This window comes from Nakamurella endophytica (genome assembly GCF_014646215.1).
Classification (GTDB): Bacteria; Actinomycetota; Actinomycetes; order Mycobacteriales; family Nakamurellaceae; genus Nakamurella; species Nakamurella endophytica.
This window is the reverse complement of record NZ_BMNA01000004.1, coordinates 373,564-397,852: the sequence shown is the minus strand read 5'-3', so window position 1 is coordinate 397,852 and position 24,289 is coordinate 373,564. Positions and strand designations below refer to the sequence as shown.

General features: G+C 73.8%; 19 protein-coding genes. 17 read left to right on the top strand and 2 right to left on the bottom strand.

What is annotated here, in order from left to right:
* Nucleotides 1–9: 9 nt before the first annotated feature.
* Complete coding sequence (locus tag IEY37_RS12350; RefSeq protein ID WP_188941877.1) at nt 10–1,284, bottom strand: isochorismate synthase; 1,275 nt, start codon at nt 1,282–1,284, stop codon at nt 10–12.
* Between the two features lie 873 nt (nt 1,285–2,157).
* Nucleotides 2,158–3,039, bottom strand: coding sequence for an inositol monophosphatase family protein (locus IEY37_RS12345; RefSeq protein ID WP_188941875.1), 882 nt, complete (start codon nt 3,037–3,039; stop codon nt 2,158–2,160).
* A gap of 202 nt (nt 3,040–3,241) precedes the next feature.
* Between IEY37_RS12345 and IEY37_RS12340 the strand changes: the two genes are divergently transcribed.
* The 17 genes from IEY37_RS12340 to IEY37_RS12260 all read left to right on the top strand — a co-directional run bounded on the left by IEY37_RS12340 (nt 3,242) and on the right by IEY37_RS12260 (nt 24,267).
* Nucleotides 3,242–3,934: a demethylmenaquinone methyltransferase gene (locus tag IEY37_RS12340; RefSeq protein WP_188941873.1), complete on the top strand. Its 693-nt coding sequence runs from the start codon at nt 3,242–3,244 to the stop codon at nt 3,932–3,934.
* 287 nt (nt 3,935–4,221) lie between these two features.
* The gene (locus IEY37_RS12335) at nt 4,222–5,526 is read left to right on the top strand and encodes a geranylgeranyl reductase family protein (protein ID WP_188942371.1); all 1,305 of its coding nucleotides are present in this window, start codon (nt 4,222–4,224) and stop codon (nt 5,524–5,526) included.
* 122 nt (nt 5,527–5,648) lie between these two features.
* On the top strand, nt 5,649–6,014 hold the full coding sequence (locus IEY37_RS12330; protein ID WP_188941872.1) for an NADH-quinone oxidoreductase subunit A: 366 nt from the start codon (nt 5,649–5,651) through the stop codon (nt 6,012–6,014).
* Nucleotides 6,015–6,086: 72 nt separating this feature from the next.
* Complete coding sequence (locus IEY37_RS12325) at nt 6,087–6,707, top strand: NuoB/complex I 20 kDa subunit family protein (protein ID WP_308426378.1); 621 nt, start codon at nt 6,087–6,089, stop codon at nt 6,705–6,707.
* An 83-nt stretch (nt 6,708–6,790) separates the two neighbouring features.
* On the top strand, nt 6,791–7,603 hold the full coding sequence (locus IEY37_RS12320) for an NADH-quinone oxidoreductase subunit C (protein ID WP_373298333.1): 813 nt from the start codon (nt 6,791–6,793) through the stop codon (nt 7,601–7,603).
* Nucleotides 7,604–7,614: 11 nt separating this feature from the next.
* Nucleotides 7,615–9,003 carry an NADH-quinone oxidoreductase subunit D gene (locus tag IEY37_RS12315; RefSeq protein ID WP_188941870.1) on the top strand — a complete coding sequence of 463 codons (1,389 nt, stop codon included), beginning with the start codon at nt 7,615–7,617 and terminating at the stop codon, nt 9,001–9,003.
* A 47-nt stretch (nt 9,004–9,050) separates the two neighbouring features.
* Nucleotides 9,051–9,791 carry an NADH-quinone oxidoreductase subunit NuoE gene (nuoE, locus tag IEY37_RS12310; protein WP_188942367.1) on the top strand — a complete coding sequence of 247 codons (741 nt, stop codon included), beginning with the start codon at nt 9,051–9,053 and terminating at the stop codon, nt 9,789–9,791.
* Between the two features lie 115 nt (nt 9,792–9,906).
* Nucleotides 9,907–11,256 carry an NADH-quinone oxidoreductase subunit NuoF gene (nuoF, locus tag IEY37_RS12305; protein WP_188941868.1) on the top strand — a complete coding sequence of 450 codons (1,350 nt, stop codon included), beginning with the start codon at nt 9,907–9,909 and terminating at the stop codon, nt 11,254–11,256.
* A 93-nt stretch (nt 11,257–11,349) separates the two neighbouring features.
* Nucleotides 11,350–14,133, top strand: a complete 2,784-nt coding sequence (locus tag IEY37_RS12300) for an NADH-quinone oxidoreductase subunit G (protein WP_229674342.1) — start codon at nt 11,350–11,352, stop codon at nt 14,131–14,133.
* The gene (gene nuoH / locus IEY37_RS12295) at nt 14,133–15,617 is read left to right on the top strand and encodes an NADH-quinone oxidoreductase subunit NuoH (RefSeq protein ID WP_188941866.1); all 1,485 of its coding nucleotides are present in this window, start codon (nt 14,133–14,135) and stop codon (nt 15,615–15,617) included. Before IEY37_RS12300 ends, nuoH begins: the two co-directional genes overlap by 1 nt.
* A complete protein-coding gene (nuoI, locus tag IEY37_RS12290) occupies nt 15,604–16,284 on the top strand; it encodes an NADH-quinone oxidoreductase subunit NuoI (protein ID WP_229674341.1) in 681 nt (226 codons plus the stop codon). The genes nuoH and nuoI overlap by 14 nt, the downstream gene beginning before the upstream one ends.
* Nucleotides 16,281–17,270 carry an NADH-quinone oxidoreductase subunit J gene (locus IEY37_RS12285; RefSeq protein ID WP_188941864.1) on the top strand — a complete coding sequence of 330 codons (990 nt, stop codon included), beginning with the start codon at nt 16,281–16,283 and terminating at the stop codon, nt 17,268–17,270. The genes nuoI and IEY37_RS12285 overlap by 4 nt, the downstream gene beginning before the upstream one ends.
* Nucleotides 17,267–17,566 (top strand): NADH-quinone oxidoreductase subunit NuoK, encoded by a 300-nt coding sequence (nuoK, locus tag IEY37_RS12280; RefSeq protein ID WP_188941862.1) that lies wholly within the window; start codon nt 17,267–17,269, stop codon nt 17,564–17,566. Before IEY37_RS12285 ends, nuoK begins: the two co-directional genes overlap by 4 nt.
* A 70-nt stretch (nt 17,567–17,636) precedes the next feature.
* Nucleotides 17,637–19,637, top strand: a complete 2,001-nt coding sequence (gene nuoL / locus IEY37_RS12275; RefSeq protein ID WP_188941860.1) for an NADH-quinone oxidoreductase subunit L — start codon at nt 17,637–17,639, stop codon at nt 19,635–19,637.
* Nucleotides 19,638–19,648: 11 nt separating this feature from the next.
* Nucleotides 19,649–21,427: a complex I subunit 4 family protein gene (locus IEY37_RS12270; RefSeq protein ID WP_188942365.1), complete on the top strand. Its 1,779-nt coding sequence runs from the start codon at nt 19,649–19,651 to the stop codon at nt 21,425–21,427.
* On the top strand, nt 21,424–23,025 hold the full coding sequence (gene nuoN / locus IEY37_RS12265; RefSeq protein WP_229674339.1) for an NADH-quinone oxidoreductase subunit NuoN: 1,602 nt from the start codon (nt 21,424–21,426) through the stop codon (nt 23,023–23,025). The genes IEY37_RS12270 and nuoN overlap by 4 nt, the downstream gene beginning before the upstream one ends.
* Before the next feature lie 246 nt (nt 23,026–23,271).
* On the top strand, nt 23,272–24,267 hold the full coding sequence (locus tag IEY37_RS12260; RefSeq protein WP_188941858.1) for a polyprenyl synthetase family protein: 996 nt from the start codon (nt 23,272–23,274) through the stop codon (nt 24,265–24,267).
* Nucleotides 24,268–24,289 lie beyond the last annotated feature (22 nt).

Sequence of the window (24,289 nt, the reverse complement as noted above, 5' to 3'; positions counted from 1 at the left end):
CGGCCGGGCTCAGCCCTCCAGCGCCTCGCGGATCGGCAGCATCTTGACCTGGGACTCGCGGGCCTCGACGGCGGGATCGGACCCGGCGACGATGCCGCAGCCGGCGAACAGCCGGACCGAGGTGCCCGACACCTGCCCGCAGCGCAGGGCGATCGCGAACTCACCGTCGCCGTGGGTGTCCAGCCAGCCCACCGGCGCGGCGTAGCGGGTACGCCGGACCGGCTCCAGTTCGCGGATGACCCGCCGGGCCGCGGCCGCCGGCGCGCCGCCGACGGCGGCCGTCGGGTGCAGCGACGCCGCCAGGGCCAGGGCTCCCGGGGCGTCGGCGATCAGCGTCCCGGTGACGTCGGTCGCCAGGTGCGTCAGGTTGGCCAGTACCAGGGGGTGCGGCACGTCGGGGACGGCGAGCGTCTCGGTGACCGGCCCGAGCGCGCGGGCGACCGACGCCACCGCGTAGCCGTGCTCGGACAGGTTCTTGCTGCTGGTCATCAGCGCGGCCGAGGACGACGCGCCGGTGCCGCCGGGCCAGGCCGTTCCAGCCAGGACCCGGGACGTCACCGTCCGGCCGTGCCGGCGCACCAGCATCTCCGGGCTCGCCCCGACCAGCCCACCCACCGCGTACGTCCAGCAGCTCGGGTAGCCGGCGGCCAACCGGGCGAGCAGGTGGCGCTCGTCGACCGGGCGCTCGGTGCGGGCGTGCAGGTCCCGGGCCAGCACCACCTTGTCGACCTCGCCAGCCGCGATGCGGGCCAGCGCGGCCCGGACGGCGCCGGCGTACCCCGCCGCCGACAGTGCCCCGTCGGAGTACCGGACCTGTCCGGGGGACCGCACCGGCACCGGCGCGGCGAGCGGCGGCGTCCCGATGGACGTGGAGAAGGTGACGCCGCCGCGCCGGCCGAGCACCACGGACGGCACCACGGCGACGGACTCGTCGTCGTCTTCGAACCCCAGCGAGACGAAGGCGACCGGCCCGGACCCGGCGGCCGCGACCTCGTCCCGGACCCGCAGCCCGTCCACCACGTCGGCGAACCAGGCGGCGATGCGGTCGGCCGCGCCCGGCCCGGTGATCGTCAGCCGGGCGTGCTCGCCCCACCCGACGAGCCCTTCGCCGCCGGAGACGAACGCCAGCACCCCGGTCGGCGCCGGGATGGCCCCGACGAGGTCGCCGGTGCCGTCCGGCAGCACCCGGGTGACGGCATCGACCGGGCGGGTGGTCGAGGGGCGCGTCCCGGGTGCCGGTCGCCGCGCGGGTGCGCTGCCGGTGGCGGAACGGGACGCGGTCATGGTCCTCGCAGCCTAATCGCGGCGGCCGCGGCGACCGGGCGCCGCGAACTGCGGCGGTGGCCACACCCCTTCGGCACCCCGCCACATGCCCCGGGCACCCCGCCACATGCCCCGGGCACCCCGCCACATGCCCCGGGCACCCCGCGACGCCCCGGTGCACCCGGAGCGCTTCCGCTCTCGCACCCCGCGGCGCCGCCCGCCGCCGGCGCGGGCCTCCTGCTGCCCGGTTGCGGGACCTAGACTCGCCGGAATGGCCAGGCGGCGGGACGGCGGCCCGGACGCACCGGCCGCTCGGCGGCGGTGGCCGCGCGGGACCGACCGCCGGGACCGGCCGCCGCGGACGGTCGTCCGCCGGCGCCTCGAGCGGCTGGTGCTGGGCGTCGGCGTCGTGGTCACCGTGCTCTGCGTGACGCTGTTCGCGGCGCTGCGCATCGACGACCGGGAGATCGACGCGCACCTGGCCACCGCCACCGCCACCGTGCTGACCGTGTCGCCGCTGCGCACCGGCATCGAGTTCGTCGACGCCGCCGGTCTCACCGTGCGCCCACCCGGCGGTGTCCTCTATCCGGGGCTGCTGTCCGTCGGGGAGCGGTTCCTGGTCGAGTACTCGACGGCCGATCCCGACGTGGTGCGGGTGGCCGGCCGCACCGCGGCGGTCGGCACCACCATGATCGTCCGCACGGCGGTGCTGACCTGGCTGGTCGTCGGGCTGCTGTGGTGGGCCTGCCGGCGGCTGCGCGGACCGCGCCGGCTCCGCACCGCCGGCGTCGGGTCGGTCGGCGTCAGGTCGGCGGGCGGCGGGTCGGCCGGTCGGTGGCGCCGCGGTCCGGGCCGAGCGGAGGGCACCGACCGGCCGGAGCGCCGGGAAGCCGGTCAGCCGGCGACGATCTCCAGGACCTCGGCGGCCACCGCCGGCACGGCCACGACCACGCCGTCCAGCGGCAGCGGCGAGGGGACACCGTCCAGGTCGGTCACCGACAGCCCCGCCTCCGCGGCGATCGCCAGCGCACCGGCGACGTCCCACACCGAGTAGCCATTGCTGGGCAGCACCGCGGCGACGGCCTGACCCAGCGCGACCGTGGTGATCGCCAGTGCCGACGAGCCCATCAGCCGCACGCCCAGGTGCACCGCCCGGCTGCGGCGCAGCAGCTCGCCGGTGTCCGGCCGGCTGCCCGGCCGGCCCGGCTCGGTGAACAGCAGCGCGCCGCCCACCGCGGTGAGCGGGTTGGCGGCCACCGGACGTCGGTTCGCCCGCACCCCGCGGCCCCGGGCCGCGGTGTACACCTGCCCGCGGTACGGGTCGGCGATCACCCCGACCAGCGGCCCGGCCGCGTCGACCAGTGCCAGCGAGTAGCAGCTCCACGGGACGCCCGCCACGTAGTTGGCGGTGCCGTCCACCGGGTCGACGATCCACATCAGGTCCGGCCCGCCGGGCGTGCCCGGCAGCTGGGGCGACCCGGTGGTGCTGCCGAACTCCTCGCCGAGCACGGGCAGGTCCCCGAACTCGTCCGCGAGCACCCGGCGGGTGTGCCGCTCGAGCGTCCGGTCGGTCTCGGTGACCCAGTCGAAGGGGTTGGCCTTGGCGCCGGGGCTGGCCTGCCGCCCGGCCGTCGCGGTGATGACGTCCACCGCGTCGGAGGCCAGCCGCGCCGCCGCCTCCAGCGCCCGGGACACCAGGCCCGGCGAGAGGACGCTGGGCACCTCCGGCAGGGCGGGCGCGTCGGTTCCGGAGGGGTCGACGGCCGGCGTGTCCATGGGCCCATCATGGCCGCCCGCCCCGACGGGCCGGCCACCGCCCGCACGGGACCGCCGCACCGGGCCCGGCCGGCGGGCGGCAGCAGATCAGCACCACGGGGCCGCCGGCCGCCGCGCCGGCACGCCTGCACCATCGGCCCGCGGCATCGTCGCGACCTCGGCGGGAACCGGCCGGCCGGGCCGCTGGGTAGTCTTGCCCGTCATGGGCAGAGCCGGTCTGGAGAAGCAGCCCGCGGCCGTCGCGGCGATGTTCGACGAGGTGGCGGCCCGCTACGACCGGACGAACACCCTGCTCTCGTTCGGGCAGGACCGCCGCTGGCGCCGGCAGGCCGTGCGGGCGCTGGACCTGCGGCCGGGCCGGCGGGTGCTGGACGTCGCCGCCGGGACCGCGGTGTCCACGACGTCCCTGGCCGCGACGGGCGCGTGGGCGGTGGCCACCGACTTCTCCTTGGGCATGCTGCGCGCCGGCCGGCGCCGCGCGGTCCCCAAGGTGGCGGGCGACGCGCTGCACCTGCCCTTCGCCGACGCCGGCTTCGACGCGGTGACGATCTCGTTCGGCCTGCGGAACGTCGTCGACACCCGGGCCGCGCTGACCGAGTTCGCCCGGGTCACCAAGCCCGGGGGGGAGCTGCTGGTGTGCGAGTTCTCCCGGCCCCGCCCGGCGCCGCTGCGACCGCTCTACCGCTGGTATCTGCGGTCGGTGCTGCCCCGACTGGCGCGGCGCTGGTCCTCCAACCCGGAGGCCTACACCTATCTCGGCGAGACCATCGGGCAGTGGCCCGACCAGCCGGCCTTGGCGCGGATGATCGCCGGCTGCGGCTGGCACGACGTCGCCTGGCGCAACCTGACCTTCGGCGTGGTCGCGCTGCACCACGCCGTCCGCACCGCGTCCTGAGCGCGCCGCGGAGCCGTCCCGTCCGCCCCGCGTGGCGGGCACCGGGGGCCGCCTCCCACGAGCTCGAACCGCCCGCCGGGCCGCGCGTGGCGCCCGGCCCGCCCGGCACGGTGCTGCGGAGGGGCGGCGCGGGTGGCACGCGGCCGATGTGCGGAACCGCTTGTGATCGGTCTTACACTGGGAGAGAGAACTTCGTGAAACATTTCACAAGCTCGGGCGACGCCGCGGTGACGGTGCCGCGGAGCGGTGTCGGGACGGGAGGCGACGGTCCGGTGGCCACGACGTCCCTGCCTGCTGCCGCGGCGGCCCCGGCAACCGTCCGCAACCCGGACACCACCGCCGATGTGATCATCGTCGGTGCGGGTCCGGCCGGTTCGACGGCGGCCGTGTACCTGGCCAGGGCCGGCGTCGACGTGCTGCTGCTGGAGAAGTCGACCTTCCCGCGGGACAAGGTGTGCGGGGACGGCCTGACACCCCGTGGCGTCAAGCAGGTGCTCGCGCTGGGCATCGACGTCTCCGGCGACGACTGGCTGCGCAACCGCGGGCTGCGGGTGGTCGGCGGCGGGCGCACCATCGAGCTGCCCTGGCCGACGCTGCAGGACTTCCCCGACTACGGCCTGGTCCGGCCGCGCCGGGACTTCGACCAGATGCTCGCGGACCTGGCCGTCAAGGCCGGGGCCCGGCGACACGAGGGCACCCGGGTGACGGACCCGGTCCGCGACGAGCGGACCGGCCACATCGTCGGCGTCCGGGCCACCACCGAGGACGGCCCGGTGACCTTCCACGCGCCGCTGGTGCTCGCGGCGGACGGGGTCTCGGCCCGGCTGGCCGTCGGCATGGGCGTGCAGAAGCGGCCCGATCGCCCGCTCGGCGTCGCGGTGCGGCGGTACTACACCAGCGCCACCCGCACGCACGACGACCACCTCGAGTCGCACCTGGAGCTGTGGGACCGCACCGACCCGGCCAGGCCGAAGCTGCTGCCCGGCTACGGCTGGATCTTCGGCATGGGCGACGGCACGGTGAACGTCGGCCTCGGCATGCTCAACTCGTCGAAGGCGTTCGGTCGCACCGACTACCGCCAGCTGCTGCGGACCTGGCTGGACGGGACGCCGGAGGAGTGGGGCCTGCGGGAGGCGCACGCGGCCGGGCCGATCGGCGGCGCCGGCCTGCCGATGGGGTTCAACCGCACACCGCACTACCGCGACGGCCTGCTGCTGCTCGGCGACGCCGGCGGCGCGGTCAACCCGTTTAACGGCGAGGGCATCGCGTACGCGATGGAATCGGCGTCGCTGGCGGCGGAGTCGGTGCTGCAGGCCCTCGGTCGGCCCGACGGGGCCAGTCGCGAGGCGGCGCTGGCCGGCTACGCCGCGGCGATGCAGGAGCACCTGGGCGCCTACTACCGGCTCGGCGGCATGTTCTCCACGCTGATCGGCCGCCCGGCGATCATGAAGGCGGCCACCCGGCTCGGCCTGCCACGCCGGCGGCTGATGTACCTGGTCCTGAAACTGCTTGCCGGGCTGTACGACTCGCGGGACGGCGACTGGGCCGACCGTGTCGTGCGGATGCTGACGTCCGCGGTGCCCAGTGTCTGACAAGCTGTCCGCGGCCCGTCACCGCGGACGGGTCCGGTGTCGGGCCCTCCGGTCGGGGGCGGCGCGAGCGCCGAGGTCCCTGCCGGGTGCCCGGCCGCCGGCGGCGAAGGGGTGAGGAACCAGTGAGTCCGTACCTGCCGATCGTCATCCTGCTCGTCGTCGCGGGCGGTTTCGCGATCACGAACACGACCGTGCTGACCGACCTGGTCGGGCCGCGGCGGTTCAACCGCGCGAAGCTGGACGCCTACGAGTGCGGCATCGAGCCGACGCCGCTGCCGGCCGGCGTGCCGGGCCGCTTCCCGGTCAAGTTCTACCTGACCGCCATGCTCTTCATCGTCTTCGACATCGAGATCATCTTCCTCTACCCGTGGGCCCAGTCGGCGGTGCCGCTGGGCGTCTTCGGGCTGGTGGAGATGGGGCTGTTCATCGTGACCGTCTTCGCCGCCTACGCCTACGTCTGGCGCCGGGGCGGGCTGGATTGGGACTGAACACCCGGGCACCCGGCCGGATGCCGGGCGTGACGGTGGCGGTGCAGGTACCGGCGGGAAAGAGGGTCTGAGATGGGTCTGGAAGAGAAGCTGCCCAACGGCATCCTGCTGGCCTCGGTCGAGAAGCTTGTCAACTGGACGCGCAAGGCGTCGCTGTTCCCGGCCACCTTCGGCCTGGCCTGCTGCGCGATCGAGATGATGACCACCGGCGCGCCGCGGTACGACCTCGGACGGTTCGGCATGGAGGTCTTCCGGGCGTCCCCCCGGCAGGCGGACCTGATGATCGTCGCCGGCCGGGTGAGCCAGAAGATGGCGCCGGTGCTGCGGCAGATCTACGACCAGATGGCCGAGCCCAAGTGGGTTCTGGCGATGGGGGTCTGCGCCTCCAGCGGCGGGATGTTCAACAACTACGCCGTCGTCCAGGGTGTCGACCACGTCGTCCCGGTCGACATGTACCTCCCCGGTTGCCCGCCCCGCCCGGAGATGCTCATCGACGCCATCCTCAAGCTGCACGCCAAGATCATGGAGGACCCGCTGACGCCGGGCCGGGCGGCCGACATGGTGGGCCACCGCACCGAACTGCTGCCGTCGTCGGTCCGGTACAGCCGCAACGGCGTCACGCACGGGCTGCGCCCACCGTCGGACGCGGAGCTGGCGGAGCAGACGGCACGGGTGGAGGCGTTGCGACCGTGACCGGTCCCCAGCAGCCGGCGGGCGAGCCGCGGCCCACCCCCGGACCCGAGCAGGGGTCGACGACGACGCCGGGCGCGCCGGGCCTGTCGTCCTCGGCCGACCGGCCGGCGTCCACGCAGACCGGCACCAACGACGGCCCGGGCTCGGCCGAGCACCAGGGCGCCGGCAGCGCCGCACCGGCGGCGGGGCAGGCGCTGGCCACCCCGACACCGTCCGACGGAGCCGGTGGCCCACCGGACTTCGTCACCGGTGTGGAGCGCACCGGCATGTTCGGCGTGCACGGGGCGGGGGACACCTCCGGCTACGGCCTGCTGGTCCGCGAGCCCTCCACGCCGGTGCCCGCGGAGCGCCCCTACGGCGGGTGGTTCGACGAGGTGGCCGACACGCTGTTCGCCGCCATGGCCGAGCGGGGCGTCCCGGCCGCAGCCGTCGAGCGGGTGACCGTGGCGCACTCGGAGATCACGTTCTACCTGGCGCGCGAGCACCTGTCGGCACTGCTGTGGATCGTGCGTGACGACCCCGGCCTGAGATTCGAGCTGGCTGCCTCGATCTCGGGGGTGGACTACGGTCCCGGCGTCCCCCGGCGGCTGCACGTGGTCTACGAGCTGCTGTCGATGACCTACCGGCGGCGCATCCGGCTCGAGGTCGCGGTCGACGTCGACGACCCCCACGTCCCGAGCGCGGTCCCGACCTATCCCACCGCGGACTGGCAGGAGCGGGAGACCTGGGACATGTTCGGCGTGGTCTTCGACGGCCACCCCGCGCTGACCCGGATCCTCATGCCGGACGACTGGGAGGGCCACCCGCAGCGCAAGGACTACCCCCTGGGCGGGATTCCCGTCGAGTACAAGGGCGCCGAGATCCAGGCGCCCGACCAGCGGCGCAGCTACTCCTGAGAGGCGGGGCCATGACGCGCAGCAGGACGCCGGAGACGCCCGGAGCGGTGCCGGACGGCCCCCGGCACAGCCGGGAGACCCGGACCACCGAGGGCCGGATGTTCACCGTCACCGGCGGCGACTGGGACGACCTGGTCAGCGAGGTCGGCGGCGAGCCCGCCGGCGCGGACGGCGGTTTCGAGTCCGACGAACGCATCATCGTCAACATGGGTCCGCAGCATCCGTCCACCCACGGCGTGCTCCGGCTGATCCTGGAGATCGAGGGCGAGACCGTCACCCAGGCCCGGTCGGTGATCGGCTACCTGCACACCGGGATCGAGAAGTCCTGCGAGTTCCGCAACTGGACGCAGGGCGTCACGTTCCTCACCCGCGCGGACTACCTGTCGCCCGCCTTCAACGAGGCCGTGTACTGCATGGCGGTCGAGAAGCTGCTCGGCATCGAGGTGCCGCGTCGCGCGCAGGTCATCCGGGTGCTGCTGATGGAGCTGACCCGGATCTCCTCGCACCTGGTGGCGCTGGCCACCGGCGGCATGGAGCTGGGCGCGCTGACCGGCATGACGGCCGGCTTCCGGGAGCGGGAGGAGGCGCTGCACCTGATGGAGTTCCTCACCGGCCTGCGGATGAACATGGCGTTCATCCGTCCCGGCGGGGTCGCCCAGGAGCTCCCCGAGGGCTACCGCGAGCGGGTGCAGGCGTTCCTGGAGGTCATGCGCAGCCGGCTGCCCGAGTACGACAAACTGCTGACCGGGCAACCGATCTGGCAGGGCCGCACGGAGGGGATCGGCGTGCTGCCGCTGGAGGCGTGCATGCAGCTGGGCGTGACCGGCCCGGTCCTCCGCTCCGCCGGCCTGCCCTGGGACCTCCGCAAGACCATGCCGTACAGCGGCTACGAGGAGTACGACTTCGAGGTGCCGACGGCGACCGAGGCGGACTGCTTCGCGCGGTTCCGGTTGCGGCTGGCGGAGATCCACGAATCGCTCAGGATCATGGAGCAGGCGCTGGCCAAGCTGGCCGAGCCGGGTCCGGTCATGGTGACCGACCGGAAGATCGGCTGGCCGGCCCAGCTGTCGCTCGGCAGCGACGGCATGGGCAACTCGCTCGAGTACATCCGGCAGATCATGGGCGAGTCGATGGAGTCGCTGATCCACCACTTCAAGCTGGTCACCGAGGGTTTCGCGGTGCCGGCCGGCCAGGTCTACACGGCCGTCGAGTCGCCGCGCGGCGAGCTGGGCTGCCAGCTGGTGTCCGACGGCGGGACGCGGCCGTTCCGGGTGCACCTGCGCGACCCGAGTTTCGTGAACCTGCAATCCATGCCGGCGATGTCGGAAGGCGGCATGATCGCGGACGTGGTCGCCGCGGTGGCGTCCATCGACCCGGTGATGGGAGGCGTCGACCGGTGACGCAGGCACACCAGGCCCACCGCAGCGGGCCGGCGGAGGGGCACGGCGTGAGCCGGCGGCTCGGCGTGCCCGAGTTCCTGCGCACGGGCACCGTCTTCGACGAGGTGACCCGGGCCAGGGCTGCCGAGCTGGTCGGCCGCTACCCGCAGAGCCGGTCGGCGCTGCTGCCGTTGCTGCACCTGGTGCAGTCGGTGGAGGGGTTCGTGTCCCAGGACGGGATCGACTTCTGTGCCGGCACGCTGGGTCTCACCGCGGCGGAGGTCTCCGCGGTGGCCACCTTCTACACCATGTACAAGCGGCAGCCGTGCGGCGAGCACCTGGTCAGCGTCTGCACCAACACCCTGTGCGCGGTGCTCGGCGGCGACGCGATCCACCGCACGCTGTCCGACCACCTGGGCGTCGCCGACAACGGGACCGCCGGCGTCCCGGGGGCTCCGGGGTCGGTCACGCTGGAGAGCGCCGAGTGCCTGGCGGCCTGCGACCACGGGCCGGTGCTGCAGGTCGACTACGAGTTCTACGACCGGCAGAGCCCGGACTCGGCGCTGGACCTGGTGACCGCACTGCAGCGCGGCGAGCGGCCGGCGCCCACCCGGGGCGCCCCGCTCACCGACTTCCGCACCGCGGAGCTGGAGATCGCCGGGTTCCCGGTGGATCCGGTCACCGCGGTGGCCGGGCCGTCGGCCTCCGTGGAGACCCTCCGCGGCAACGAGCTGGCCGAGCGGACCGGGCAGTCGGCGCCGCCGATGCCCGACCACCACGAGATCCCGCCGCTGCCGGAGAAGAAGTGAGCCGCACCCACCCGACCGGCACCGCCGCCCGGACCGGGGCCGTCGTGCCGCCGGTGACCGGCGGATCACCCACCCGTCCGGATCTGCCCGTCCCGCACCAGAGGAGCACCCCGCGATGAGCGCATCCGGATCGTCGCCGCTGTCCGCCGGACAGCCGGCGCAGGAGGGCGGTGGCGCCGCGCTGACCCCGGTGCTCACCCGCCGCTGGTCCGCGCCGTCGTCGTGGACGCTTGCGAGCTACCGCAGCCTCGACGGCTACCAGGCGCTGCCGCAGGCCCTGGCCGTGGAGCCGGGCCGGCTGGTCGAGCTGATGAAGGCGTCCGGCCTGCGCGGCCGCGGCGGGGCCGGGTTCCCCACCGGCATGAAGTGGTCGTTCCTGCCGCAGGGCGACGGCAAGCCGCACTACCTGGTGGTCAACGCGGACGAGGGCGAGCCCGGCACCTGCAAGGACGTGCCGTACATGATGGCCGACCCGCACGCCCTGGTCGAGGGCTGCATCATCACCTGCTACGCGATCCGCGCCCCGTTCTGCGCCATCTACATCCGCGGCGAGGCGCTGCACGCCATCCGCCGGGTGACCGCCGCGGTCCGCGAGGCCCGCGAGGCGGGTTTCCTCGGCCGGGACATCCTGGGTTCCGGGTTCGACCTGGAGATCGTCGTGCACGCCGGGGCCGGCGCCTACATCTGCGGCGAGGAGACCGCGCTGCTGGACTCGCTGGAGGGCCGGCGCGGGCAGCCGCGGCTCAAGCCGCCGTTCCCGGCCGTCGCCGGCCTGTACGCCAGCCCGACCGTGGTGAACAACGTCGAGACCATCGCCTCCGTCCCGGCCATCGTGCTGGGCGGCAGCGACTGGTACCGGTCCATGGGGACCGAGAAGTCGCCCGGGCCCAAGATCTACTCGCTGTCCGGGCACGTCACCCGGCCCGGTCAGTACGAGGCCCCGATGGGCACCACGCTGCGGCAGCTGCTGGTCTCGGCGGGCGGCATGCTCGACGGCATCCCGTTGAAGTTCTTCACCCCCGGCGGCTCCTCGACGCCGATCTTCACCCCGGAGCACCTGGACGTGCCGCTGTCGTTCGACGACGTCGCCGCCGCCGGGTCCATGCTCGGTACGACCGCGCTGATGTGCTTCAACGAGACCGTCTCCGTGCCCTGGGCGGTGTGGAAGTGGCTCGAGTTCTACAAGCATGAGTCGTGCGGCAAGTGCACGCCGTGCCGCGAGGGGACAGGCTGGCTGGTGCAGATCCTGCGGCGGGTGGTCAGCGGCGCCGGCACGCCCGAGGACCTGGACACCCTGACCGACGCCGCCGCCAACATCGCCGGGCGCAGCTTCTGCGCCCTCGGCGACGCCGCGGCGACGCCGATCCTGTCCAGCTTCAAGTACTTCCGCGGCGAGTACGAGGACCTGGTGTCCGGACGGACTCCGCCGGTCATCGACGCCCGGCAGCTGGTCGGTGCGCACTAGGGGACGGACCGGCCCCGCCCCGGCGGCGGCGGCCGGCACGGCAACGGACGGACGAGCGGTGCACCGGGCACGGGCCCGAGAGGGGCGACAGCGATGACGCAGGTTGCGACGCCACCGGCGGCCGGAGGCACCGGCGACGGCGAGGACCGGCCGGTACCGCCGGGGCACGTCCGGCTGACCATCGACGGGATCACCGTCGACGCGCCCAAGGGCGAGCTGGTCATCCGGGCCGCCGAACGCATCGGTATCGCCATCCCGCGGTTCTGCGACCACCCGCTGCTGGATCCGGTGGGTGCCTGCCGGCAGTGCCTGGTCGAGGTCGAGATGGGCGGCCGGCCGATGCCCAAGCCGCAGGCCTCCTGCACGCAGACCGTCGGCGACGGGATGGTGGTGCGCACCCAGGTCACCTCGCCGGTGGCCGAGAAGGCGCAGCGGAGCAACCTGGAGTTCCTCCTGCTCAACCACCCGCTGGACTGCCCGATCTGCGACAAGGGCGGCGAGTGCCCGCTGCAGAACCAGACCCTGGCCAACGGCTCGGCGACGTCCCGGATGCACGAGGCCAAGCGGGTCTTCACCAAGCCGGTGCCGGTGTCGACCGAGATCCTGCTCGACCGCGAGCGCTGCGTGCTCTGCCAGCGGTGCACCCGGTTCTCCGACCAGATCGCCGGCGACCGGTTCATCGACCTGCTCGAGCGCGGCTCCTCGCAGCAGATCGGCATCAACTCGGACGAGCCGTTCCAGAGCTACTTCTCCGGCAACACCATCCAGATCTGCCCGGTCGGGGCGTTGACCTCCACCGCCTACCGGTTCCGGTCCCGACCGTTCGACCTGGTGTCCACCGGCACCGTGTGCGAGCACTGCGCCAGCGGCTGCGCGCTGCGCACCGACCACCGCACGGGCGTGGTCATGCGCCGGCTGGCCGCGCCGGACCCCGAGGTCAACGAGGAGTGGAACTGCGACAAGGGCCGGTTCGGCTTCGGCTACCTGCACGAAGGTGACCGGCTCGCCCGCCCGCTGGTGCGGGACGCGGACGGACAGCTGCAGCCGGCGTCCTGGACCGACGCCATGACGGCCGCGGCGCAGGGCCTGGCCCGCGCCCGGGACGACGGCGGGGTCGGCGTGCTGACCGGCGGCCGGCTGACCGTCACCGACGCCTACGCGTACGCCAAGTTCGCCCGGGTGGCGCTGCGGACCAACGACGTCGACTTCCGGGCCCGGCGGCACAGCGCCGAGGAGGCCTCCTTCCTGGCCGACCGGGTCGCCGGCGTGACGCCGTCCACCGGTGGCCCGACCTACGCCGATCTGGAGGCGGCCCCGGCCGTGCTGCTGGTCGCGCTGGAACCCGAGGACGAGTCGCCGATCCTGTTCCTGCGGCTGCGCAAGGCGGCCCGCCGCGGCGTGCCCGTCTTCACCGTCGGCGCCGTGGAGAGCCGGGGCAGCCGCAAGCTGTCCGCGACGCTCCTCCCGGCACTGCCGGGCGCGGAGGCGGACCTGCTGGCCGACCTGACCGCCGACGCCCGCCCCGTCGTCGCGGGTGCTGCGGCGGCCGACCGCAACCGGGCCGGACAGCTGCTGCGTGCCTCCGGCGCCGTCGTGCTGGTCGGCGAGCGCGCGGCGGAGACCCCCGGCCTGCTCACCGCGGTCGGCCGGCTCGCCGACGCCACCGGCGCCCGGCTGGCCTGGGTGCCGCGGCGCGCCGGCGAGCGCGGCGCTCTCGAGGCCGGCGCGCTGCCCGGCCTGCTGCCCGGCGGCCGGCCGGTCACCGACCCGGCCGCCCGCGCCCACGTCGAGCAGGCCTGGGGCGTCGAGCTGCCGGCCCGTCCCGGCCGGGACACCGCGGCGATGATCGCCTCGGTGCTGGCCCGGGCCGAGCGCGACGAGCGGGCCCTGGGCCTCGTCGGGCCGGCGCCGTCGCCGGACCTGCCTCGACCGGCCGAGTCGCCGGCGGCCGACGACCGGCCTGCCGGGCACGGGGCGGTGGGCCTGGTCGAGCGGGTGGTGGAGACGGTGGCCGGGTCGGTGTCCGGGGCCGTGCACCACCTGCGCGACCTGGTCACCGGGGAACACGAGGACGCCGCGGTCGCACCGGGCCCGCAGGCACCGGCGGAACCGGGGCTGGCCGGGCTGCTGCTCGGCGGCGTCGAGCTCGACGACCTGCCCGACCCGGCCGCCGCGCTCGCCGCCGTCGCCGCGACCGGCTTCGTGGTGAGCCTGGAGATCCGCGCCAGCGCGGTGACGGCGCTGGCCGACGTGGTGCTGCCGGTCGCCGCGGTGACGCAGAAGTCCGGCGCCTTCTTGGACTGGGAGGGCCGGCACCGGCCGTTCGACGCAGCGCTGCCGACCCCGGGCGTGCTCGACGACGGCCGGGTGCTGGACACCCTCGGTGTCGAGATGGACGTCGACCTCTACACCCAGACGCCGGTCGCGGCCCGTGCCGACATGGCCAGGGCCGTGCCGCCGGCGCCCGCGGGCGGGACGTCGCCGGGGACGGCCCCGGGACCCGCGGACGCCCGCCGCGGTCCGGCGGGCACCGCACCCAGGGACGGCCAGGGCTTCGTGCTGGTGTCGTGGCGGACCGCGCTGGACGGCGGCCGGCTGCTCGACGGCGAGCCGCACCTGGCCGGGACGGCGCGGCCGGACGTGGTCCGGCTGTCGCCGCGGGCCGCCGAGCTGCTGGGCGTCGGCGACGGCGCGCCGGTGCAGGTCCACGGACCGTCCGGTGGCACTGTGACGCTGCCGCTGCAGGTGACCGCGATGGTGGACGAGGCGGTCTGGCTCCCCGGTCGCATCCGCGCCACGCCGCTGGTCGCCCTGCTGGGCGCCGGGTCGGGTGACCGGGTCAGGGTGCGGCCGGCGGCCGGGGGGGAGGGACTGTGATGCACGCTCCGCTGATCCTGGCCGGCCCGGCCGCGGCGCAGCCGGCGGTCGTGCCGGCGGTGCGGCTGCCCGGCGACGTGTCGCCCGGCCTGACACCGGACGGCTCGGTGCAGGACCTGCTGGCCAACGACCCGTGGTGGCTGAGCCTGATCAAGGCGGTGGTCATCTTCGCGGCGCTGCTGCTGCTCACGCTGTTCGCGATCTGGTTCGAGCGGCGGGTCGTCGGCCGCATGCAGCACCGGCCCGGGCCGAACTGGAACGGCCCGTTCGGCCTGCTGCAGTCGCTGGCCGACGCCATCAAGCTGATCTTCAAGGAAGGCATCATCCCGGCCAGGGCGGACAAGGTGGTGTTCATCGCCGCGCCGATCATGGCCGCCATCCCGGCGTTCCTGACCTTCTCGATCATCCCGCTGGGCGGCCCGGTCTCGATGTTCGGCCACCACACCGCGCTGCAGCTGACCGACCTGTCGGTCGGGGTGCTGGCCGCGCTGGCGTTCGCCTCGATCGGCGTCTACGGCATCGTGCTGGGCGGCTGGGCGTCCGGCTCGACCTACCCCCTGCTGGGCGGGCTCCGCTCGGCGGCGCAGCTGATCTCCTACGAGGTGGCGATGGGGCTCAGCTTCGTCGCGGTGTTCCTCTACTCCGGGACGCTGTCCACCTCGGCGATCGTGCAGCAGCAGACCGGCGGCTGGTACATCTGGCTGCTGCCGGTCTCGTTCGTGGTCTACGTGGTGTCCATGGTCGGCGAGACCAACCGGGCGCCGTTCGACATGGCCGAGGCCGAGGGCGAGCTGGTCGGCGGGTTCAACACCGAGTACTCCGGGATGCGCTTCGGTACTTTCTTCCTCGCCGAGTACATCAACATGATCAACGTCTCGGCCATCGCCACGACGTTGTTCCTCGGCGGCTGGCGGGCACCGTGGCCGCTGTCCCGGATCCCGGGTCTGAACTCCGGCTGGGTGACGCTGGTCTGGTTCCTGGTCAAGGTGCTGCTGTTCCTCTTCTTCTTCGTCTGGATCCGCGGGTCGCTGCCGCGCATCCGCTACGACCAGTTCATGCACATGGGCTGGAAGGTGCTGGTGCCGGTCTCGCTGGTGTGGATCGTGCTGATCGGCACCGCCCGGGTGCTCAACACCGCCACCGACCTGTCCACCCGGCAGGTGCTGCTCTACATGGGCATCCCGCTGGTGGTGCTGCTGGTGCTGGCGGCGGTGTGGCCGCAGCGCCGGCGCACCGGCCCGGACGGCGAGCGTCCGGACGACGTCGCGGCCGGCCCCGCCACGGACGGGCCGTCCGGCGGCAGCGGGGTGGTCGCGCCGCGCCTCGGCGCCTTCCCGGTACCGCCGCTGGACCTGGTCGTCCCGGTGTCGCCGCGCCGCGCCGCGCTGCCCCCGGCGCCGGCGGACCCCGCAGCACCCGCCCAGCAGCCGCAGGCGGTGCCGGCCGGCACCGGCTCGCAAGGAGGTCGCGATGTCGTTTCTTGATCCGGTCAAGGGGTTCGGCGTCACCTTCGCCACCATGTTCAAGCCGGTGGTGACCGAGGACTACCCGCGCAACCCCGAGCCGACGGCGCCCCGGTGGCACGGCCGGCACCAGCTGAACCGGCATCCGGACGGCCTGGAGAAGTGCGTCGGCTGCGAGCTGTGCGCCTGGGCGTGCCCGGCCGACGCGATCTTCGTCGAGGGCGGTGACAACACCGAGGAGGCCCGGTACTCGCCGGGGGAGCGGTACGGCAAGAACTACCAGATCAACTACCTGCGGTGCATCGGCTGCGGGCTCTGCGTCGAGGCCTGTCCCACCCGGTCGCTGACCATGACCAACGAGTACGAGCTGGCCGACGACGACCGGCAGCGGCTGATCTACACCAAGGACCGGCTGCTGGCCCCGCTGCTGCCCGGCATGGAGCAGCCGCCGCACCCCATGCGGCTGGGTGACGAGGAGAAGGACTACTACGTGCGCGGGCCGGAGCTGGTCCGCAGCCGCGGCGCGGTCCGCTCCGAGGCGCAGGAGCAGGGCGCCCACGTGGAGCCGGACGGTTCCGTCCCGCCGCTGGACTCGCCGACCGGGGGCCTGGCCGAGGGCGTCCCGCCGGGTGCCGGGACGGCCGGGACGGTGCCGCGCGGCGTCACCCCCCGGGCGGACGGCCGATGAGCGCCGCCCTGCTGGCGGCCGGGGTGGCCCGGGCGGCCGACGCGGCCGCGGCCGCACCCGGCGGCGGCGAGCAGATCGCGTTCTGGATCCTGGCGCCGCTGGCGCTGCTCGGCGCTGTGGGGATGATCTTCTCCCGGGGCGCCGTGCACTCCGCGCTCTGGCTGGTGGTGACGATGCTGTGCCTGGGCTGCCTGTACATGGCGCAGGGCGCGCAGTTCCTGGGGTTCGCCCAGATCATCGTCTACACCGGCGCGATCATGATGCTGTTCCTGTTCGTGCTGATGCTCACCGGCCGGGACGCCGCCGACTCGGTCATCGAGGTGCTGCGCGGGCAGCGGGTGGCGGCGGCGCTGGTTGGGCTCGGCATGGTCGGCCTGCTGGTCACCGGGTTCGTCCGGGCGCTGCGCACGGCCGGGTTCGCCGGGCTGGAGACGCCGCTGGCGCAGCGTGGCCCGATCGGGTCGCTGGCGGCCGCCCTGTTCACCGACTACCTGTTCCCGTTCGAGCTGACGAGCGCCCTGCTGATCACCGCGGCGGTCGGCGCCATGGTGCTGGCCCACGTCGAGCGGGCGCCGGGGGAGCGCCGCACCCAGCGGCAGCGGGTGCACGAGCGGATGCGGTCCGAGCGCATGTCGCCGCTGCCCGGTCCCGGCGTGTTCGCCACGTCCTCGTCCAACGCCACGCCCGCGCTGCTGCCGGACGGCTCCATCGCCCCGGGCAGCGTGTCCGGGCTGGTCGAGCCGAGCGAGAGCCAGCGGGTGGTGCGGGCCTACCGCTCCGGCCGGGTGCTCGCCGCCATCGAGACCGCCGAGCACCCGCGGCGGGCGGACGGCGGGCCCGGGCTCGGCGACCCCGACGAGGTGGACCCGTTCGACGATCCGCACGCCGGCGGCACCCGGCTCGACCCGGCCGACCCGGCCGACGCCGACCGGCACGGCACGCGGGTCGTCGAGAGCTCCGGACCGAGCAGGGGGACCACCGAATGAACCCCAACCACTACCTGATCCTGTCGGCGCTGCTGTTCGGTGTCGGGGCGGTGGGTGTGCTGGTGCGCCGCAACGCCATCGTCGTGTTCATGTGCATCGAGCTGATGCTCAACGCGGTCAACCTGTCGCTGGTCACCTTCGCCCGCATGCACGGCAACCTCGACGGCGTGCTGATGGCCTTCTTCGTCATGGTGGTCGCCGCCGCCGAGGTCGTGGTCGGCCTGGCGATCATCATGTCGATCTTCCGGAGCCGCCGCAGCGCCTCGGTCGACGACGCCAACCTGCTCAAGTTCTGACCCCCGTGCCCGTCCCCGTGCTCGCACCGGTGCCCCGTCGGGTGCCGGCCCGCTCGAGAGGAACAGCGTCGTGACACCTGTATGGGCGGCCGCCGCCCTCGCGCCCGGAGAGGGCGCGGCGGCGGGCCTCACCGATCCCGGGACCGCCACCGGCGCCGGTTCGCTGGCCTGGCTGCTGATCGCGCTGCCGCTGGCCGGCTGCATCGTGCTGCTGGTGGGCGGCCGGGCGCTGGACCGGGTCGGACACCTCGTCGGCTGCGCGACGGTGGTGGCGGCCTTCGTCGTCGGGTTGGTGGTGTTCTTCTCGACCACCTCGTCCGGCGCCGACGCCCGCATCTCGACGCTGCACCTGTGGAACTGGTTCTCGGCCGGGTCGATGACCGTGGACCTCGGCCTGTGGCTGGACCCGCTGTCGCTGACCTTCGTGCTGCTGATCACCGGCGTGGGGTCGTTGATCCACGTCTACTCGATCGGCTACATGGCGCACGACGCCGAGCGCCGCAAGTTCTTCGGGTACCTGAACCTGTTCGTGGCGGCGATGCTGCTGCTGGTGCTGGGCGACAACTTCGTCAGCCTGTACTTCGGGTGGGAGGGCGTCGGCCTGGCGTCCTACCTCTTGATCGGCTTCTGGTCGGACCGGCCGTCGGCGGCCACCGCGGCCAAGAAGGCGTTCCTGATGAACCGGGTCGGCGACGTCGGGCTGGCGCTGGGGATCTTCCTGCTGTTCCGCGAGCTCGGCACCGTCACCTACGCCGGCGTCTTCGCGGGCATCGGCCGGCTCGCCGAGCAGTCGCCGGCCACGGTCACCGCCATCGCGCTGCTGCTGCTGCTCGGCGCCTGCGGCAAGTCCGGTCAGGTGCCGCTGCAGGCGTGGCTGCCGGACGCCATGGAGGGCCCGACGCCGGTGTCCGCGCTGATCCACGCGGCGACCATGGTCACGGCCGGCGTCTACCTGATCGCCCGGTCCAACCCGATCTACGACCTGACCTCGACCGGCCGGCTGGTGGTCACCATCGTCGGCGCGGTCACCCTGCTGCTCGGCTGCGTCGCCGGGTGCGCCAAGGACGACATCAAGAAGGTGCTGGCCTACTCGACGGTCTCGCAGATCGGCTACATGTTCCTGGCCGTCGGGCTCGGGGCCAACGTGTACGCGCTGGGCATCCTGCACCTGCTCACCCACGGCTTCTTCAAGGCCGGACTTTTCCTCGGTGCGGGCAGCGTCATGCACGCCATGAACGACGACGTCGACATGCGTCGCTTCGGCGGCCTGTGGCGGCGGATGCCGATCACCTTCGTGACCTTCGCGCTGGGCTACCTGGCGCTGATCGGGTTCCCGCTGCTGTCCGGGTACTTCTCCAAGGACCCGATCATCGAGGCGGCGTTCGCCGCCGGCGGGGTGCGCGGTGCCCTGCTCGGCGGGGCCGCCCTGCTGGGCGCCGGGCTGACGGCGTTCTACATGACCCGGCTGATGATCATGACGTTCTTCGGCGAATCCCGCTGGGAGCACCTCACCGCGCCGGACGGCCGGGCGTACCACCCGCACGAGTCACCCGCGGTGATGACCGGGCCGATGATCGTGCTGGCCATCGGCTCGGTCGGCGCCGGCGCCTTCCTGGCGCTGGGACACCGGCTGGCGAACTGGCTGGCGCCCTCGCTCGGGGCGTTCGAGGAGCCCGAGCCGCCCATCTCGGCGACCCTGATCACCATCGCCACGCTGGTGCTCATCGCGGTCGGCGTCGTGCTGGCCTACCTGTTCGTCGGGCGCCGGCCGGTGCCGGTCGAGCGTCCGGCCCGGGTCAACCCCATGATCGCCTTCGCCCGCGCCGACGCCGGCGGCAACGCGGTCAACGAGACCCTGGTGGCCCGGCCGGGCATGGTGCTCGGCCGGCTGCTGGTGGCCACCGACGCCCGCGGCGTCGACGGTCTGGTGAACGGCACCGCTGGCGGTCTCGCCGCCCTGTCCGGTGGATGGCGACGCTGGCAGAACGGCTTCGTGCGCTCCTACGCCCTGTCGATGCTGTCCGGGACGCTGGTCGTCGCGGTGGCCCTGCTCCTGGTGAGGTCCTCGTGATCCTCTTGGTGATGATCGTGCTGCCGCTGATCGGCGCGATCGCGACCGCGACGCTCGGCGGGGGTGGCGGGTCGGCACGGACGGCCAAGCTGGTGGCGCTGCTGTTCTCGCTGGCCGAGTTCGTGCTGGCCGTCGTGCTGTGGGTGGTCTACCGGCGCGACCAGCTGGGCGCGGGGACCGCCGGCGCGCCACCGTTCCGGGAGACCTTCTCGGTCGACTGGATCCCGTCCTTCGGGGTGTCGTTCTCCCTCGGCGTGGATGGCATCTCGCTGGTGATGATCGCCCTGATCGCCCTGCTGGTGCCCATCGTGCTGGGCGCCTCGTGGGAGGAGCGGCTGCCCGAGGGCCGGACGGTCGGCGGCTACTTCGCGCTGATCCTGGTGCTGCAGGCGGCGATGACCGGGGTGTTCGCGGCCACCGACGTGTTCCTGTTCTATGTGCTGTTCGAGGTCATGCTGATCCCGATGTACTTCCTGATCGGCGCCTTCGGCGGCGTCCGCAGGACGTACGCGGCGACGAAGTTCTTCCTCTACTCGCTGCTCGGCGGGCTGCTCATGCTGGCGTCGCTGATCGGGCTGTACGTGGCGTCGGGCAACACCCCGGCCCGCGCCGGCCTCGGCGGCACCCTGGACTGGGCCACGCTGCGCTCGCTGGCCGGCCAGATCCCGGAGAGCACCCAGCTGTGGATCTTCGCCGGCTTCGCGGCGGCGTTCGCGATCAAGGCGCCGCTGGTCCCGCTGCACACCTGGCTGCCCGACGCCGGTGCCGAGGCCCCGGTCGGCGCCGGCACGCTGCTCGTCGGCGTGCTCGACAAGGTCGGCACCTTCGGCTTCCTGCGGATCTGCCTGCCGCTGCTGCCGCTGGCCAGCTCCCGGCTGGCGTGGCTGTTCCTGCTGCTGGCGGTGCTCGGCATCCTCTACGGCGCCATCGTCGCGGCCGGGCAGACCGACCTCAAGCGGTTCGTCACGTACACCTCGATCGCCCACTTCGGCTTCATCTGCATGGGCGTCTTCGCCTTCACCACTCAGGCGATCAGCGGCGCGGTGCTGTACATGGTCAACCACGGCATTGCCACCGCGCTGCTGTTCCTGGTGGTCGGCATGCTGACCGCGCGCGGCGGCTCCCGCCTGGTGGGCGACTACGGCGGCGTGTGGAAGGTGGCGCCGCTGCTCGGCGGGCTGATGCTGGTCGGCGCGCTGGCCACCATCGCGGTGCCGGGCACCAACAGCTTCGTCTCCGAGTTCATGGTCCTCATCGGCACCTTCACCCGGTACCCGGCGTGGGCGATCGTCGGCACCACGGGCATCGTGCTGGCCGCGGTCTACATGCTCTGGATCTTCCAGCGGACCATGACCGGTCCCGTCCGCGGCGCCGCGGTCCTGGACATCGGCGGCCCGGAGGGCCCGGCGTCCGGGTCGGGGGGCCTCACCGAGCAGCCGCAGCGCGAGGCGGACGACCGGTACGGGCACGGCGGCGTCGCGGTGGCCGCCCCGGTCGGGACGGCGAGAGGCGTCACGACGGCGGTCCGGCGCCGCTTCGGGGACCTGTCGCCCCGGGAGATCGGCGTGCTCACCCCGCTGGTGCTCCTCGTGCTGTTCCTCGGCGTCTACCCCAAGCCGGTGCTGGACGTCATCAACCCCACGGCGGAGCGGACCGTCGTCGACTCCGGGCACACCGACCCGGCGCCGCGGGTCCCGGCCGGCGCCGCGGGCGCCACCGGCGCGGTCACCGCCGCAGCCACCGTCCGGGTCCCCGCCGCCGCCGTGCACCTCGAAGGGACGGGCCAGTGACCGCCGCCAGCGTCGCCGCCGTGCTGCAGGCGGCACCCCCCGACGCGATCACCGCGCCGTCGGTCGACCTGACCGCCGTCATGCCGGTGCTGATCGTGCTCGGCGCCGCCTGCGTCGCCGTGGTGCTGGAGGCGCTGCTGCCCCGGGAGCGCCGGTACGCCGCGCAGGTGACCCTGACGGTGGCGGCCATCGTCGTGGCCGGTTTCTGGACGCTGCTCGAGGGGTCCCGGCACCGGTACGCCGTCACGTTCGCCGGGTCGGTCGCGGTCGACGGCGGCACCTACGTGATGTGGGGCGTGCTGCTGGTGCTGGCCCTGCCCAGCGTGCTGCTGATGGCCGACCGGGTCGCCGAGCCCGGCGGCGCCTTCGTCGCGCAGGCGGCCGCCCGGGTCGGGTCCGCCCGCGACCGGGTGGCCACCCAGGTCGCCACCCCGATGCAGACCGAGGTGTTTCCGCTCACCCTGTTCGCGGTCGGCGGCATGTTGGTGTTCCCGGCTGCCAGCGACCTGCTGACGCTGTTCGTCGCGCTCGAGGTGCTGAGCCTGCCGCTCTACCTGCTGTGCGGCCTGGCCCGCCGGCGCCGGCTGATCTCCCAGGAGTCGGCGGTCAAGTACTTCCTGCTCGGGGCGTTCACCTCGGCCCTGCTGCTCTACGGCATCGCGCTGATCTACGGCTACGCCGGCTCCATCCGCTTCACCGACATCGCCGCGCGGGCCTCGGCCGGCTCGGGCAGCGACACCCTGCTGCTGGCCGGCATCGCGCTGCTCACGGTCGGCCTGCTGTTCAAGGCGTCGGTCGGCCCGTTCCACCTCTGGACGCCCGACGTCTACCAGGGCGCCCCGACGCCGGTCACCGCGTTCATGGCGGCCTGCACCAAGGTCGCCGCCTTCGCCGCCATGCTGCGGGTGTTCTCGGTGGCGCTGCAGCCCATGTACTGGACCTGGCGGCCGGTGCTGTGGGTGGTCGCCATCGCGTCGATGCTGATCGGTGCGGTGCTGGGCATCACCCAGACCGACATGAAGCGCGTGCTGGCGTACTCGTCCGTCGCCCACGCCGGCTTCATCATCCTGGGCGTCATGGCGCTGTCCCAGCAGGGCGCCTCGGGCACGATGTTCTACCTCTTGACCTACGGCTTCGCGACGATCGGCGCTTTCGCGATCTTCACGGTGGTGCGGCGCGGGTCCGGGGAGGCGTCCCGGCTCTCGGACTGGGCGGGCCTGGCCCGCCGGTCGCCGGTGCTGGCCGCGTCGATGAGCCTGTTCCTGCTCTCGTTCGCCGGGATCCCGCTGACCAGCGGGTTCATCGGCAAGCTCAGCGTGTTCACGGCCGCCGTGGGCGCCGGGATGGCGCCGCTGGTGGTGGTGGCCATGGTGGCGACCGCGATCACCGCGTTCTTCTACCTCAAGGTCGTCGTGCTCATGTACTTCTCGCCACCGGCCGGGGCGGCCGAGGACGGCGCGGGGGAGCCCTACGTCGTGGTGCCCGGGCCGCTGACCGCCATCGTGATCGGGCTGTCGGTCGTGGTGACGCTGGTGCTCGGGATCGCCCCGTCGTGGTTCCTGCACCTGCTGTCCGTGCCGTTCCCGTTCACCGGCTGAGCCGCCGGCCGTCCCAGCAGCCGGGCCCCCCCGCCGCCGCGCCCGTCCAGCGCCGCGCTCGCCCAGCAATCGCCCGGTGCCGTCGGTGCCGTCGGTGTCGTCGGTGTCGTCGGTGTCGGACCCGGGCGGAGCGCCCCGGCGCCGGTCGTGCCTGTCCGGTTCACCGGCCGTGCGCCGGCGCCCACAGCGGGTGCCGTCCGCGGTCGGCCGACCCGGCCGGGCGGCTGCCTCCCTTAGGGTGACGAGGTGGACACCCCGACCGTCTTCGCCGGGATCGAACTGGCCGACCCGGATCTCGCCGCGCGCGTCGTGGACGGGTTGCAGCGGGTCGAGCGACTGCTCGACCGCGAGGTGATCAGCGAGTTCCCGTTCGTCACCGAGGTCGCCTCGCACCTGATGCACGCCGGCGGCAAGCGCTTCCGCCCGCTGTTCACCCTGGTCGCCGCCGGTGTGGGCCCGCGCCCGGACGCCGACGAGGTGGTCACCGCGGCGGCCGTCGTGGAGCTGATCCACCTGGCGACGCTGTACCACGACGACGTCATGGACGAGGCCGACCTGCGCCGCGGGGCGAAGACCGCCAACGCCCGGTGGGGCAACTCGGTGGCCATCCTGACCGGCGACTTCCTGTTCGCGCACGCCTCCAAGCTGGTCGCCGGGCTGGGCACCGAGGCCGTCCGGATCATCGCCGAGACCTTCGCCGAGCTGGTCACCGGGCAGACCCAGGAGACCGTCGGACCGCGTCCCGGGGCCGACCCGATCGAGCACCACCTGCGGGTGCTCGACCAGAAGACCGCGGCGCTGATCGACACCTGCGCCTGGTACGGCGGCATGTTCTCCGGTGCCTCGGAGACCGACACCAAGGCGCTGCGTCGGTACGGGCGGGCCATCGGGGTGGCGTTCCAGATCTCCGACGACATCATCGACATCGCGTCGGACGACTCCGGCAAGACCCCGGGCACGGACCTGCGCGAGGGTGTCCCGACGCTGCCCGTGCTGTACACCCTGGCCGACCCGTCGGCCGATCCGCGCCTGCGCGAGTTGCTGTCCCACCCGCTGCGCGCCGACGACGAGCTGGCGGAGGCGGTGGCGCTGCTGCGCCGGTCGCCCGGCCTCGAGCGGGCGCGCGCCACCCTGGCGTCCTACACCGGCACGGCCCAGGCCGAACTCGAGACGTTGCCGGACTCGTCGGCCCGGCGGGCCCTGCTGTCGCTGAGCCGGTACGTCACCGACCGCACCCGCTGACCCCGGCAAGGGCCGGGCGCCT